Source organism: Saccharopolyspora tripterygii (genome assembly GCF_054778355.1).
In genome coordinates this window covers 63363-77159 of sequence record NZ_BAAGZP010000040.1, presented here as the reverse complement: position 1 = coordinate 77159, position 13797 = coordinate 63363, and the positions used below count along the sequence as shown (strand labels likewise).

Below are 13797 nucleotides of genomic sequence, written 5' to 3'. Positions count from 1 at the left end.
TTCGAAGTTAACGCCTTGTTGTGCACAGGTCAACAGAACTGAAAAGCCTGGCATTGTTGCAAACGAGGACATCGTCCGGGAGTGATGCCAGTGCGGTTATTGACAGACTGTCAACAGTGTTGTCAGACTTCCGGAGGTACATCTCGCGCGAGTTGTGCCGCGCCGGATGACGCGGGCGCGGCGCTGATCGCGCTCGCAGCCTTGGAGGGCACGTCATGCCAAGAGTCCTGACCGATGAGCAGCGCGACCTGGTCGACGCCGTCGGAGAGTTCTGCCGCCGCGAGTGCGGTACCAAGGAGCAGCGGGACGAGCTGACCGCCCACGGCGAGGAGCCGCACAACCAGGGGCTCTACGACAAGCTGGCCGACCTGGGGTGGCTGGGCATCTACCTGCCCGAGGAGTACGGCGGTGCCGGTCAGGGCATGACCGAGCTGTGCCTGTTCCTGGAGGAGACCGCCTACGGGCGAGTGCCGATGAGCGGGTTCGCGACCACCATCATCACCGCGGCCGCCTACGAGAAGTTCGCCTCGGAGGAGCAGAAGCGCACGGTGCTCGAAGGGGTCGCCCGCGGCCGGGTCGAAGCGGTGTCGATGTCCGAGCCCGGTGCCGGGTCCGACGTCGGCGCTCTGGTCTGCCGCGCGGAACGGGTCGACGGCGGCTGGGTGGTCAACGGGCAGAAGACCTGGTGCTCCAACGCCCACATCGCCGATCACGTCCTGCTGATCGCGCGCACCTCGACCGAGGACTCCAAGCATCGCGGGCTCACCCAGTTCATGGTGCCGACCGACGTCGAAGGGCTGCAGATCAGCGGCATCGAGACGATGGGCGGCCGGGAGGTCAACGACCTGTACTTCACCGACTGCTTCCTGCCGGATTCCGCGGTGGTCGGCACCGTCGGGCAGGCGTGGACGCAGCTGATGGCCGGGCTGAACCTGGAGCGGATGATCCTGGGTGCGAGCATGGTCGGCGCCGCCCGCCGGGCCTTCGACGACACGCTCGACTACGTCAAGCAGCGGGAGCAGTTCGGCAGGCCGATCGGGTCGTTCCAGGCGCTCAAGCACCGCATCGCCGACATGGCCACCGAGATCGAGTGCGCCCAGCTGCTGCTCTACAGCGTCGCCGCCGCCATCGACCGCGAGCCGGGCCGGGTCTTCGCGCGCGAGGCGTCGATGGTGAAGCTCAAGAGCACCGAACTCGCCAAGCACGTGTCCCTGGAGGGGATGCAGATGCTGGGCGGCTACGGCTACGCCACCGAGTACGGGATGGAATCCATGCTGCGCTCCACCGTGGTGTCCACGGTCTACGGCGGCACCAGCGAGATCCAACGAGACATCATCGGCAAGACCTTCGGTCTCTGAGGCTGTTGAGCAATCAGCTTTGTAAGGAGTTATTGCAGAATCGCCGTGCTTGGCGGTGCGGGTAGCTGAGCCTCACACTTGAAACAACGGCTCCGCCGCATTCCTGGGTGAGCGCGGTGCCGTGGGCGGTTCCACGCTGTGGACGGCGCCGTCGGCCCGCGCCTCACCGTCGTATCGTCGAGGGCGTCCCCACCGGGAGGCGCTTTCGCCCGCCGGACCGGGACGACGCGACGTGATGGAGGGGCCATGAGCACGTACATCGAGCAGTGGCAGGACTGGCACGCCAACCGGGAGCGCGAGCTCGCCGACCCCCTCGGCTGGCTGGCCCTGGTCTCCCTGGACTGGCTGACCGACGTTCCCGCCACCTACCCGGCAGCCCCGGGCGTGTGGTGGCAGGATGCCGAGGCCGCCTACGTCGACCCGCAGGGCGCCGAACTGTCCCACGAGGGCGAACCGATCACCGGGGTGCGGCGCTTCGAGCTGGTCAACAGCGGGCCGGGCACGCGGGTGTCGGCCGGTGATGTGGAGGTCGAGGTGGCGCGTCGCTCCGGCTACCTGATCCGGGTGCATTCGCCGAAAGCCACCGCGCTGCGCGACTTCCGGGGAGTTCCGGCCTACCAGCCGGACCCGGAATGGGTGGTGAACGGTACTTTCGAGCCGTTCGCCGAGCCCCGGCCGACGACGGTCGGTGCCGTCACACCCGGCCTCAACCACGTGTACCAGGCGCCGGGTCTCGTGCGCTTCGAGCGCGACGGCACCGAGCACGTGCTGACCGCGTTCAACGGCAAGACCGGCAGCGGCCTCAACATCCTGTTCACCGACGCCACCAGCGGGGTGACCACCTACCCGGCGAACCGCTCGGTGCTCACCGCCGAACCGGCCGCCGACGGCACCGTCGCGCTCGACTTCAACCGCGCGATCAACCTGCCCTGCGCCTTCACCGACTTCGCCACCTGCCCGCTGCCGCCGGAGGGCAACCACCTGCCGTTCGAGGTGACCGCGGGTGAACTCCTGCCCTACGAGCGCGCCGAGTCCTGAGGACGCGTCAGAGGAGCTGGATCCCCTCGACCTGCCAGCGGTCGTCCTCGTGGACCAGCGTCATCTGCATGCGGTTGCGGTCGATGCGGGGTTCGGGGTTGTTCTTGTTGGTGATCTCCTGATCGACGAACAGGGCGATCACCGCCCGGTCCTGATCGGCCTCGACGGTGGCCGCGGTCAGGACGGTGCCCCGCGAGATGGCCTGGTTCTGCCGGATCAGCTCGGTGAGGCTGGCGCTGACCTGCTTGTACTGCTGGGCGAACTGGCCGTGCGCGTTGGCGGTGACGGCGGCGAAGTTGTCGTCCAGACGCTGGTAGTCGTAGGTGGAGAGGTCCACCGCGTAGCGCTGGGCGGCCTCCTTCGCCGACGCGGCGGCCGACTCGTCGGCGGCGTGCCGGCGCAGCTGCAGGCCGGTGAAGGCCAGTGCGCCGAGCAGGAGGGCCACGACCACCGCGATCACCAGGAATCGCGGCCTGCGAAGGGCTTTCGCGCTGCGGCGCAGCGGTCCGGCCGTGGCGGTGTCCGGTTCGTCCCGGGTGGTCGTGTCGGTCATCATCGGACTCCTTGCAGCGGGATCGAGTACCAGGAGCGGGAGCCGAGCACGTCGCTCTGCCCGCCGGAGGTGCCGAGTCGGAACCCGGCACCGGTGTCGCCGGTCGCGGGGTCGTAGGTGGCCATCGGTCGGGGCGCGTTGGCGGCGCCGCGCTGACCCATCCGAGGATCGTCGCCCGGGCAGTGCCAGTCCAGCGCCGGATCGCGTGGTTCTGCGTCGGCGGGGGAGCGGCGTTCGATCGGCGTGACGCACACCGGTCCCTGGGTGATGACCAGGTCGAAGTCCGCGGTGTCGCCGTGCACGATCTTGCCCAGTCCCCCGAAGGTGCCGGGCAGCGTGACCAGCGCGTGCTGCATCGCCGGTCCCCGGACGCTGACGATCTGGCCCGTGGTGACCAGGTTGCCGAGCAGCGCCGTCACCGCCGGCTCGTTGTCGGCCATCAGCCGCGCCACCTGCTGGGTCCCCTCCGGCGCGTTGGCCAGCAGCGACCGGACCTGCGGTTCCTGGCCGCGCGCCTGGTCGGTCAGCGAGCGCAGGTTCGCGGCGAGCACGCGCAGCCGATCGCCCTGCTCGCCGTCGGGGCCCACGAAGGTGCGGCCGTTGTCGAGGGTCCGCCGCAGCTGCGGCACGGTCTCGCGGGTCGTGCGCAGCAGTTCGGCCGTGTTGTCCAGGATCCGGGTGAGCTCCGGGCCCGCGCCGTTGAGCCCGGTCGCCAGCGCCTCGCCGAGCCGGTCGACGTCGCGCGGATCGATGCTGTCGCTGATCGCGGTGAAGTCGGTCAGCAGCGTCTCCAGCGGCAGCGGGCGCGCGGTGCGGTCGGCCTCGATGACGCTGCCGTCGCGCAGGAACGGGCCCGCATCGGTGTCCGCGCGCAGGTCGAGGTGCTGCAACGCCATCGGCGTGTCCTGGGCGATCACCGCGCGGGACGACGCGGGGACGCGTGCCGAGGCGTTGATCGAGACCAGCACGGTGACCCCGGTGCCCTCGATGCGCACGTCGGTGACGGCACCGATCTCGACCCCGCGGAACGTCACCAGCGAATCCGGCGTGATGCCGGAACCGTCGGGCATCCGCACGGACACGTGGTTCGGCTCGGAGATCATGTGCGGGCGCACCACGTTGGTCACCACGTAGATCGAGCAGCCGATGCTGATCAGCACGAACAGCGCGATCTGCACGAGCATCAACCGGTCCTGCTTCACGGCGTCCCCCCTCCCGGCGGTGCGGGCTGACCAGCGCCCGGAGCGACGATCTCGCCGAGCGTTCCCGGCACGTCCAGGGTTCCGTTGAACAGCACGTAGTCACCGGGCGTGGCCTGCTGGAACAGCTGCGAGAAGCGGGCCAGCCCGTCGAGCGTGCGCCCGAGCTCCCCGTCGAAGCCGCGCAGCTCGTCGAGCACGGGGCGCAGCTGGTGCACCTCGTCGGTGAGGGTGCCCGCGGTGCGCCGGGTGAGCTCGTTCGTGGTGGTGCTCAGCGCTGCGGTGTTGGACAGCAACCGGCCGAAGCGCTCGCGCTCGGCCAGCAGCACGTCGACGCCGGGCTTGATCTCGGTGAAGGTCGCCTCCAGCAGCGGCTTGTTGCGCGCAAGCTCCTCGGAGGCCGAATGCATCGAGGTGATGACCTGGTCGATGTCGTCGCGGTGCCGTTGCAGCGATCCCAGCACCGACTGCAGCTCGTGCAGCAGGTCGCGGACCTCGTCCTCGCGACCCTGCAGGGCGGTGTTGAGCTCGCCGACGACGGTGCGCGCCTGGTCGAGACCGGAGCCGTTGAGCACGGTTCCCACGGCCGCCAGGGTGTCCTCGATGTCGGGCCCGCGGGTGGTGCGCTCGATCGGGATGACCGCGCCGTCGGCCAGCTGCGGGCCGCCGGGCGGCCGGTCCAGCATCACGAACGCCTCGCCGAGCGGTGACGCCAGCTGCAGCTGGGCGGACGTGCCGCTGGGCAGCGGGAAATCAGCGTCGATGTCCATCTCCACCAGCGCCTGGAAGTCGCGGGTGCGGATGGCGGTGACCCGGCCGACCTCGGCCTGCCCGGAGCGCACGACACCGCCCAGCGGCAGCCTGCCCGCGTCGGAGAACACGGCGGTGACGTGCTTGCTCGGGACGCCGAGGCCGGTGCCGATTCCCGCGTTCTGCAGGTTCAGCCCGCACGAGGAGGTCGTCAGCACCGCGAGCAGCGCGGCGATCGCCCGTCGTCTCATCGGCCACCTCCGGTGGAGCCGCTGGGCAGCGGGAGGGGGATCGGTATCGGGTTGACGATGCCCGGGCCGTCGCACAGCGGGAGCGGCAGCCGATCGCACAGGGCGGCGGTGGTGTCGAACTGCCGGAGGTTGGTCGACACGTCCAGCCGCAGCCGCATCCGCTCGTCGGGCGCGAGGGTGCGCTGCAGGTTGTCCAGGCCCAGCGGCAGCACGTCGAGGGTTTCGGCGAGCTGCTGCTGGTGGTCGGACAGCGTCCGCGACAGCTGGGTGAGCTGGGCGACGTCGCCGGTGAGCTGGTCGCCGTGGTTCCGGATCAGATCGTTGACCTGCGTCAACGACGAGGACAAGCGGGTCAGGGCGTCGCCGATCTGCTGGTCCTGGGCGTTGAAGTCGGCGGTGAGATCGGTGGTGCTCGACGCGAGCGAGTCTATTGTGGACTTCCGCTCGACGAGCAGCGCGAGCAGCCGGTCGACGTTGGCCAGCACCGCCTTGATGTCGCCGCTGCCGTCGGCGAGCACCTCGGTGGCCTGGCTGACGTGGGTGATCGCCTCCCGGATCGCGGGTCCCCGTCCGTCCAGCGAGTCCGCGCCGACGCGCATCAGCTCGCCGAGCCCACCAGGTGCTCCGCCTTGCGGGCCGAGGGCTTTGAGCAGGGTGTCCAGCGAACTGGTGAGCTCGTCCCACTTGATCGGCGAATGCGTGCGCTGCAACGGGATCGACGCGCCGTCGGCGAGCTTCGGGCCGCCGGTGTAGGCCGGGCCGAGCTCGACGTAGCGGTCGCTGATCACCGCAGGGCTGACGATGTACGCGTGGGCGTCGCCGGGGATCTCGGTGTTCGGCGGCAGGTCCATCGTCACCTCCACCGCGGTCCCGGCGGGCTGCACCGACCGCACGGTGCCCACCGGAACCCCGAGGATCGCGACCCGGTTGCCGGGGTAGATGCCGTCGGCGAACGCGAAATCCGCTGACACGGCCATGGTCTGGTGCGGGCGCAGCAGCCCGTACCAGCCGGTGGTGGCCAGCACCACGAGCAGGCACGCGGCGGCGACGATCTTCGTCGCGGTGTTCATCGGCACCCCTGGAGCAGTCCGGCGACGCACAGGACGTTGTCCGGGACGGGCCCGAGCGGTGCCGAAACATCGCCCCACGGACCGTTCCCGGACGCGTTGGTGACGTAGCGGCTCGCGGGTCCCAGCTGGCGCAGGCTCTCGGCGATGTCGCGGTCGCTGCGCTCCAGCGCGTCGGTGATGGTGTGCAGGTCGGTCAGCAGCGGGTCGATGACCTCGCGGTTGTCGCGCAGCAGGCCGTCGAGCTGCGCGGTGATGCCATCGAGGTCGGTGATCAGCTGCCGCAGCGTGGCGCGCCGCTGGTGGAGCACGTCGGCGATCAGGCGGGCGTCGCCGAGCATGGTGACCAGCGAGTGCTGCTCGTCGAGCAGCGCGGCGGTCAGCGACTGGGTGCCGCGCAGCAGTGCGTTGATCTGCTCGCCGCGCTCACCGAGGACCTGCGCAGCGTCGCTGATCCCGGCCAGCGCGTCACCGGTGAGCCGCGGATCGGCCGGAGACGCCTGGCGCAGGGTGCCGATCATCCGGTTCAGCTGGTCGGCGTCCAGGCCCGCCGTGGTCGCGGTGGCGCCCCGGCTGATCTCGTCGAGGCTGTAGGGAACCGCGGTGCGCTCCACCGGGATCGGGCCGTCCAGCTCGCCCGGCCCGGCCGGTTCGACCTGGAGGTAGCGGGTGCCGAGCACCGTGCGGATCTTGATTCCGGCGCGCGTGCTGGTCCCCAGCCGCTGCCCTTCGTCGAGCCGGAAGGTCACCAGCACCCGGTCACCCGCCAGCTCCACGCCGGTCACCCGCCCTGCGGGAACTCCGGCGACGTTGACCGGCGTGCCGGTGGTCAGCCCGGCGGCGTTGGCGAACTCCGCGACGTGCTCGTCGGTTCGGGCGCGAAAGGCCAGCTGCGGCACCAGGACCGCGGCCAGCAGCAGTACGGCGGCCGCGATCGCGGCGATCGTGCCGTTGCGCAGGGCCTTGCCCGGCAGCACCTGAGTCATCGGCACACCTCCGTGTGCGGCCCCACGCCCAGGTTCACGCCCAACCCGCCGACCGAGACGCTGAGGTTGCAGATGTAGACGTTGACCCACGACCCGTAGCCGCCGGCCCGGTTGAGCGAGGTGAGGAACCCCGGGAGTTCGTGCGCGGCGGTGGCGAAGCGCTGCTGGTCGCGCACCATCGCGGCGCTGATCTGCTGCATCGAGCGCACGTCGTGCGAAAGGCCGGGCCCGATGTCGCCGAGCACGTCGTTGAGCGAACCCGCCAGCGCCGCACCGCTGTCCACCGATTCGGCGATCTGCGGGGCCTGCTGCGCCGCCGCCGAGGTCAGCTGCGAGAGCCCGGAGATCAGGCCGCGCATCTGCTCCCGGTTCTGGTTCAGCGTGCCCAGCACGGTGTTGAGGTTGTCCACCACCTGCCCGATGACCTGGTCCTGCTCGGCCAGCGCGGAGGTGACCGCGACGACCTTGGCCAGCAGGTCGGTGATCGTCCCGCGCTCGCCGTCGAAGACCGCGACGATCTCGCCCGCCAGCTGGTTCACCTGTTGCGGATCGATCGCCTCGAACAGCGGCTTGAACCCGTTGAGCAGAGCCGTGAGGTCCAGCGGGGGACGCGTGCGCTCCAAAGGGATCTCCGCGCCCTCGGCGAGCGGCGGACCGCCCGAACCGGGTGCCAGCGAGAGGAATCGGCCGCCGAGCATGTCGGCGTAGCGCACCGCCGCCACACCGCCCGACGGGATCCGCTGGTCGGTGGCCAGTTCGAAGGACACCCGGGCGAGCCCGTCGTCGAGCTCGACCTCGCTGACCTTGCCTACCCGAACACCGGCGACCATCACGTCGCTGCCCGGGATCAGACCCTCGGCGTTGGTGAACACCGCCCGGTACTGCCGGGTCGAACCGAGCACCGGGTTGCCGATCGTGTTGATCACGACCGTTCCGCACAGAAGCGAGACGAGCACGAACGCTGCGAGCCTGATCCACGGCACGCGCTTCACGGCGTCATCACCTCCGATCCGCGCACCATCGGGCCGAGCATCAACCCGAGCAGGTCCGGCGACGGGGGAGCAGGCGGCGCACCTTCCGGCGCGGGCAGCAGCGGAGCGAGCCGGCGCAGGACGTCGTCCTCCTGCGCCGAGCCGACCGGACCGATCGGACCGGTGTCGGCCGCCGCGCAGTTCGGACCGCGCAGCGCGCCGTAGCGCGGGCAGTCCTGCGCGTCGTAGGGGTGCGGGCTCTCCAGGCTCGCCTTCGCGCGGATCTTGAAGAACCCGGTGGAGAACGCGCGGTTCGCGCCGTCCAGGAAGGAGTCGACGCCCGCCTTGGCGTCGCCGAGCGCCCCCGGATCGGCGCCCAGGATGTCGGTGATCGGGTCGGCTGCGCGCACCAGCTGCACGGCCCGGTCGCCGTTGGCGTCGACGAAGCGCTGGGCCCGGTCGGTGACCTCGATGCCGCCCGACAGCAGCGATCCGATGTTCTCCCGCTCCTGGACCACCACCGCCGACAGCGCGACCGCGTTGTCCAGCGTCCGGACGAGATCCGGGGAGGCGGCCCGCAGGTCGTCGCTGACCGCGGCCATCGTCTCCAGGTCCGAACCGAGGCCGTCGAGGATCGGAGCGGCCTCGTCCATCAGGGCGGCGCTGTCGTCGATCATCCCGCCCAGCCGCTCACCGCGCCCGCGCAGCGAGTCGGCCAGGGCGGTCAGCGCCACCTGCAGCTGCGCGGGTTCCAGCGCGTCGAGCAGCTGGTACATCCGCGTGTAGGTGGTGTAGAGCTGCGCGGTGGGCCGCGAGGTGTCCGGGGCGAGCCTCGCGCCTGCTACGAGCCTTGCGCCGCCGCGCTTCTCGGGTCCGGCGAGGTCGAGGTACTGGTTTCCGAACAGGGTTCGGGGCAGCAGCCTGACCACGACGTCGGCCGGGATCTCGCCGATCCGCTCCGAGTCGAGCCGCAAGGTCAGCCGCGCCCCGCTCTCGTCGGGTTCGACCTCGGAGAGCTCGCCGACCTCGATGCCGCGGAACTGCACCGGAGTGCTCTCCCGGATCGGCCCCGCGGCGGCGGGCAGCGTGGTGGTCACCTCCGGTTCGGGCTGGAAGACCCCCGCGCTGCCGGCGACGGCGACCGCCGCGCCGAGGACGAGCACCACGATCGCCGCGACTCCGCGCAAGGCCAGGGACGTCCGTTCGCTCCTGCGTGCCATCGGCTCACAACCCCAACGCGGGCAATGAGGGCCGCACGCCCCAGAACAGCAGGCTCAGCAGCACGTCGACCACGGTGATCGCCACGATGCTGGTGCGCAGCGCCCGCCCGGCCGCCTTGCCGACGCCCTCCGGGCCGCCGGTCGCGTAGTAGCCGTGCGCGCAGTGGATCAAGGTCACGATCAGCGCGAACACCACGGCCTTGACCAGTGAGAACAGCACGTCGGTCGGGGTGAGGGCCAGGTGGAAGTAGGCGTTGTAGGTGCCGGGTGAGTCGCCGTTGAGGTAGACGATGGCGAACCCGGTCGCCATGTACGAGGCGAACAGACCCACCAGGTACAGCGGGATCACCGAGATGAACGCCGCGGCCATCCGCGTGCTGACCAGGTAGCGCAGCGACGGGATCGCCAGCGACTCCAGCGCGTCGATCTCCTCGGCGACCCGCATGGTGCCCAGCTGCGCGGTGAACCCGGTCCCGACCTTCGCCGCCAGCGCGATGCTGGCCACGATCGGCGCGATCTCCCGGGTGTTGACCAGCGCGCCCATCAGCCCGGTCATCGGCGACATGCCCAGCAGGTCGAGGCCTCGGTAGCCCTCCAGCCCGACCTGCGTGCTGGAGACGAACGACATCGCGAAGACCACGCCTACCGTCCCGCCACCGGCCAGCAACGACGCCGATCCGAAGCTGATCTCGGTCACCAGCCGCACGATGTGCTTGGGGTAGCGCACCAGGACGGCCGGGACGCCCGCGATCGCGCGGACGTAGAAGGTCACGTGCAGCCCGATCAGCGCCAGGTTCCGCACGACCGACGAGGCGAAGCGGGAAGGCGCGGCGAGCATCAGAACTCACCCTTCGCCGGGACCAGCAGCGGGTAGAGCTCGGTGAGGGCGGTGTTGGCGATGAACACGCACACGAAGCAGATCACCACGGCCTCGTTCACCGCGTTGGCCACGCCGCCCGGGCCGCCCTTGGCGGTCATCCCCTTGAAGCAGGCCACCAGAGCCGTGAGCACGGCGAACGCCCCCGCTTTGACCAGCGCCATCACGAAGTCCGAGACCCGCGAGTACTGGACCAGCGTCTGCAGGAACATGCCCGGCGAGGCACCCAGGACCGAGACCTGGAACAGGAACGTGGTGCCGATGCCGACCAGCATCACGATGCATGCCAGCAGCATCGTGGTCACCACGGCCGCGATCACCCGCGGCACCACGAGGCGTTCGAGCGTGCGCACGCCCATCACCTCGAGCGCGTCGATCTCCTCGCGGATCGTGCGCGCACCGAGGTCGGCGCACATCGCCGATCCGCCGATCCCGGCGATCATCAGCGCGCACACCAGGGGAGCGGCCTGCCCGACCACGACGAAGGCCACCACCGCCCCGCCGTAACCCTCGGCACCGATCTGGCTGGCCAGCGACCCCACGTTGAGCGCCACCACGACACCCAGCGGGATCGTCACCAGCAGCGACGGGAGAGTGGTCACCACGGCCAGGAAGTGCACCTGGTGCAGGCACTCCCGCCAGGCGAGCCGAGCGCGCGCCAGCACGCTCGCGGTGGCCGCGACCGTCCTGGCGCCGAAGTCCAGCAGCAGCCCGGCTTGCAGCAGCGCGTCCGCGACGGGACCGGGAGGGCGGCTCATCCGCCGCGTCCCGATCGGGACGGTGTCAGGCGCGCACGAGAACCGCTGCCGGAGAGCGGGTTCCGGGTCAGCTGTCGCGAACGGCGGGGAACACCACGTTTACCAGGTGCAGCACCGAGCGGGTGAGCATCACGTGCAGATCGCTGCGGCTCAGGCTCCCGCGCACGAGCCACTCCCGGGAAGCGGCCTTGAGCATGGCGCTCTGAGCCCGGATCATCGCCCGCAACTTCTCCCGGCCCTCGGTGACGTCGGCCATCATCGCCGCTTCCAGCACGCGGTCGGTCGCGATCTCGTCGGCCTCCAGCATGATCTGCTCGACCTCGTCGTCGTGGCCGATCGCCTCCGAGCCGATCGCCGACAACCACATGTCCCGGTTCCGCTCGACGACGTCCAGCCAGCGGTCCACGCAGATCGACAGCCGCTCCTCGGCCGTCGTCGGGGGCAGCCGCGCGGAGACCGACGCCGGGACGACCATCATCTGCCGCACGACCTCCAGGTAGAGTTCGCGCTTGCTGCCGAAGTAGTGGTTGATCAGCGCTCGCGCCACGCCCGCTTCGGCTGCGATGTCCGAAGTGGACACCGTCGAGAAGCTGCCCCTGCCGAACAGCCTGCGGGCCACCGCCAGGATCTCGGCGCGCCGCGCGTCTGGCTCCATCCGTCGCCGCTGGACCGGACGCTGGGCGTTCATCCCGACTCCTCACCGATGACCGTGCATGTGTCAACAAGATACCGCAACCGTCCTGTCTGCACGGACAGCGGTGCTGGTGGTGGCCGGGATACGGGATGTTGGCCAGGTGCCAATACCTCACGTGTACATCCCTTCGATGGTGTCCGCGTAACGCTCGGCGATCACCTTCCGGCGGAGGCTGAGCTTGGGCGTGAGCTCGCCGGACTCGGCGCTCCACGGGCCCGCGAGCACCCGGAAGGTCTTGATCTGCTCGACCCGGGCCAGCTGCTGGTTGGCCTCCGCCACCGCCTCCTCCAGCGCGCCGAGCACCTCGGGGTGGGTGGTGAGCTCCCCGAGGTCGGTCGTGTCGACGTCGTGGGACTTGGCCCATCCGGGGGCGGCGTCCTCGTCGAGCACCAGCAGCGCGGTCACGTAGCGGCGCTCGTCGCCGATGGCCACGGCCTGGCCGACCAGCGGGTGCGCCCGCAGCAGCGATTCGACCTTGGTGGGCGCGATGTTCTTGCCGCCCGCGGTGATGATGATCTCCTTCTTGCGGTCGGTGATCCGCACGATGCCGCGCTCGTCCAGCGCCCCGATGTCGCCGGTGGGCAGCCACCCCTCGGCATCGGTTGCCGGGTCGATCGTGCCGTCCTCCTGCAGGTACCCGGCGAAGACCACCGGGCCGCGCACCAGCAGCTCACCGTCCTCGGCCACGCGGACCTCCATGCCGGGGCCGGGCCGCCCGACCGCGCCGAGCGCGAAGACCTCGGGCGTGCTCACCGTCGCCGCGCCGGTCGTCTCGCTGAGCCCCCACACCTCGTAGACGGAGAGTCCGATGCTCGCGAGGAACTCCAGCGCGCTCGTCGGGATCGGGGCGGCTCCGCTGAACGCGCGGCCGCAGTCCTCCAGTCCGATGGCCGCGCGGATCGGCCGCAGCGCCAACTCGTCGACCTGCTCGTAGCGCTGCGCCAGCTCGGCGGGAACGTCCTCGCCCGCTGATCGCAGCCGGAAGACCTCCAGGGCGATCGCCCGCGCCTGCTCGATCGCCTCGGCCTGCTCCGCCGGGAGGTTCGCCAGCTTCGCGCGCAGGCCGGCGGCGAGCTTCTCCCACACCCGCGGAACGCCGAAGAAGCCGTGGGGGCGCACCGAAGCCAGCGTCGGCAGCAGCTGCGCCTGGTCCTCGCAGACGGTGACGTGACCGGCGTTGCAGATCGGCATGTAGATGCCCAGCACCCGCTCGGCGATGTGCGCCAGCGGCAGGTAGGCGACCGACCGCGGGTGCTCGGGGACGTGGACGAGGTGGTCCTGCATCAGCGACTCGTGGATGACGTTGCGATGCGTGAGCACCACGCCCTTGGGGTCGCCGGTGGTGCCGGAGGTGTAGACGACGGTCAGCGGCGAGTCCGCATCGGCCTGGTCGGCGAGCTTCTCGAAAGCGCCGTCGGGATGCGGCGATTCGCCCCGGAGATCGGCGTAGTCGACGAAGCTCGGGTCGGGGATGATGTCCGGGTCCACGGTCACGACGGTCCGCAGGTGGGGCAGCTCGCCGAGCACCGGGCGCCAGCGGCGCAGCTGCTCCTCGCCTTCCAGCACCAGGACGGTCGCCTTGCTGTGCTGGGCGACGAAGCGGATCTGCTCGGTGCTCAGCGTGTCGTAGGTGGTGCAGGGCAGCGCGCCGATGTGGGTCGCCGCCAGGTCGACGACCCAGTGCTCGGGCCGCTTGGACATCGAGATCAGCACGCGGTCACCGCGTCGCACGCCCAGCGCGGTGAACCCGGTGGTCAGCGCGACGACCTCGGTGCGCAGCTCGGACCAGGTCAGGGTTGCGGTGTCAGTGCCGATCCCGCTGGTGAGCGCGGGGTGGTCGGGGAATTCCTGCGCGTTGCGGCGCAGCAGGCGCGGGATGGTCAGGCCTTCGACGGCCCGGTGTACCTGCTCGGCTGTGGTCACGGCCTGTTCCCTCCGTTGCGAACCCTGGGCGCACCTACTGCGTCGACACACGCTGAACCGCTGTTGCCGATATGTCAACAGGGTTCGCCCAATCGTTCGCGAAGGCAGCGAACTCAGCCAAACAGAGCCGTATACATGAGAACCAACCCGAA

13 protein-coding genes are annotated in these 13797 nt (G+C 70.4%); 2 read left to right on the top strand and 11 right to left on the bottom strand.

Annotated elements, in window-relative coordinates; translation table 11 throughout:
* The first annotated feature begins 215 nt into the window (after nucleotides 1–215).
* Nucleotides 216–1358, top strand: a complete 1143-nt coding sequence (locus ACYVF3_RS27715) for an acyl-CoA dehydrogenase family protein (RefSeq protein WP_461157208.1) — start codon at nucleotides 216–218, stop codon at nucleotides 1356–1358.
* A gap of 246 nt (nucleotides 1359–1604) precedes the next feature.
* Nucleotides 1605–2396, top strand: a complete 792-nt coding sequence (locus tag ACYVF3_RS27710; RefSeq protein WP_461157207.1) for a DUF1684 domain-containing protein — start codon at nucleotides 1605–1607, stop codon at nucleotides 2394–2396.
* Between the two features lie 7 nt (nucleotides 2397–2403).
* On the opposite strand, the gene ACYVF3_RS27705 is transcribed toward ACYVF3_RS27710, so the two are convergent.
* From ACYVF3_RS27705 to ACYVF3_RS27655, 11 genes are all read right to left on the bottom strand, one after another.
* Nucleotides 2404–2949: a hypothetical protein gene (locus ACYVF3_RS27705; protein WP_461157206.1), complete on the bottom strand. Its 546-nt coding sequence runs from the start codon at nucleotides 2947–2949 to the stop codon at nucleotides 2404–2406.
* Nucleotides 2949–4151 (bottom strand): MCE family protein, encoded by a 1203-nt coding sequence (locus tag ACYVF3_RS27700; RefSeq protein ID WP_461157205.1) that lies wholly within the window; start codon nucleotides 4149–4151, stop codon nucleotides 2949–2951. Before ACYVF3_RS27700 ends, ACYVF3_RS27705 begins: the two co-directional genes overlap by 1 nt.
* Complete coding sequence (locus tag ACYVF3_RS27695; RefSeq protein ID WP_461157204.1) at nucleotides 4148–5149, bottom strand: MCE family protein; 1002 nt, start codon at nucleotides 5147–5149, stop codon at nucleotides 4148–4150. The genes ACYVF3_RS27700 and ACYVF3_RS27695 overlap by 4 nt, the downstream gene beginning before the upstream one ends.
* Nucleotides 5146–6219, bottom strand: a complete 1074-nt coding sequence (locus ACYVF3_RS27690; protein ID WP_461157203.1) for an MCE family protein — start codon at nucleotides 6217–6219, stop codon at nucleotides 5146–5148. Before ACYVF3_RS27690 ends, ACYVF3_RS27695 begins: the two co-directional genes overlap by 4 nt.
* Entirely contained in the window at nucleotides 6216–7202 is a 987-nt protein-coding gene (locus ACYVF3_RS27685) for an MCE family protein (protein WP_461157202.1), read from the bottom strand. Before ACYVF3_RS27685 ends, ACYVF3_RS27690 begins: the two co-directional genes overlap by 4 nt.
* Nucleotides 7199–8194, bottom strand: a complete 996-nt coding sequence (locus ACYVF3_RS27680; protein ID WP_461157201.1) for an MCE family protein — start codon at nucleotides 8192–8194, stop codon at nucleotides 7199–7201. Before ACYVF3_RS27680 ends, ACYVF3_RS27685 begins: the two co-directional genes overlap by 4 nt.
* Nucleotides 8191–9393: an MCE family protein gene (locus ACYVF3_RS27675; protein ID WP_461157200.1), complete on the bottom strand. Its 1203-nt coding sequence runs from the start codon at nucleotides 9391–9393 to the stop codon at nucleotides 8191–8193. Before ACYVF3_RS27675 ends, ACYVF3_RS27680 begins: the two co-directional genes overlap by 4 nt.
* 4 nt (nucleotides 9394–9397) lie before the next feature.
* A complete protein-coding gene (locus ACYVF3_RS27670; RefSeq protein ID WP_461157199.1) occupies nucleotides 9398–10231 on the bottom strand; it encodes an MlaE family ABC transporter permease in 834 nt (277 codons plus the stop codon).
* On the bottom strand, nucleotides 10231–11028 hold the full coding sequence (locus ACYVF3_RS27665; RefSeq protein ID WP_461157198.1) for an MlaE family ABC transporter permease: 798 nt from the start codon (nucleotides 11026–11028) through the stop codon (nucleotides 10231–10233). The genes ACYVF3_RS27670 and ACYVF3_RS27665 overlap by 1 nt, the downstream gene beginning before the upstream one ends.
* 67 nt (nucleotides 11029–11095) lie before the next feature.
* Nucleotides 11096–11716 (bottom strand): TetR/AcrR family transcriptional regulator, encoded by a 621-nt coding sequence (locus ACYVF3_RS27660; RefSeq protein ID WP_461157197.1) that lies wholly within the window; start codon nucleotides 11714–11716, stop codon nucleotides 11096–11098.
* 117 nt (nucleotides 11717–11833) lie between these two features.
* A complete protein-coding gene (locus ACYVF3_RS27655) occupies nucleotides 11834–13645 on the bottom strand; it encodes an AMP-dependent synthetase/ligase (protein ID WP_461157196.1) in 1812 nt (603 codons plus the stop codon).
* Nucleotides 13646–13797: the final 152 nt, after the last annotated feature.

What these genes read in the sequence shown, in the direction of transcription:
- ACYVF3_RS27705 (WP_461157206.1), bottom strand. Translation starts at nt 2,949, where the DNA reads ATGACCGACACGACCACCCGGGACGAACCGGACACCGCCACGGCCGGA.
- ACYVF3_RS27710 (WP_461157207.1), top strand. Translation starts at nt 1,605, where the DNA reads ATGAGCACGTACATCGAGCAGTGGCAGGACTGGCACGCCAACCGGGAG.
- ACYVF3_RS27695 (WP_461157204.1), bottom strand. Translation starts at nt 5,149, where the DNA reads ATGAGACGACGGGCGATCGCCGCGCTGCTCGCGGTGCTGACGACCTCC.
- ACYVF3_RS27685 (WP_461157202.1), bottom strand. Translation starts at nt 7,202, where the DNA reads ATGACTCAGGTGCTGCCGGGCAAGGCCCTGCGCAACGGCACGATCGCC.
- ACYVF3_RS27660 (WP_461157197.1), bottom strand. Translation starts at nt 11,716, where the DNA reads ATGAACGCCCAGCGTCCGGTCCAGCGGCGACGGATGGAGCCAGACGCG.
- ACYVF3_RS27690 (WP_461157203.1), bottom strand. Translation starts at nt 6,219, where the DNA reads ATGAACACCGCGACGAAGATCGTCGCCGCCGCGTGCCTGCTCGTGGTG.
- ACYVF3_RS27670 (WP_461157199.1), bottom strand. Translation starts at nt 10,231, where the DNA reads ATGCTCGCCGCGCCTTCCCGCTTCGCCTCGTCGGTCGTGCGGAACCTG.
- ACYVF3_RS27715 (WP_461157208.1), top strand. Translation starts at nt 216, where the DNA reads ATGCCAAGAGTCCTGACCGATGAGCAGCGCGACCTGGTCGACGCCGTC.
- ACYVF3_RS27675 (WP_461157200.1), bottom strand. Translation starts at nt 9,393, where the DNA reads ATGGCACGCAGGAGCGAACGGACGTCCCTGGCCTTGCGCGGAGTCGCG.
- ACYVF3_RS27665 (WP_461157198.1), bottom strand. Translation starts at nt 11,028, where the DNA reads ATGAGCCGCCCTCCCGGTCCCGTCGCGGACGCGCTGCTGCAAGCCGGG.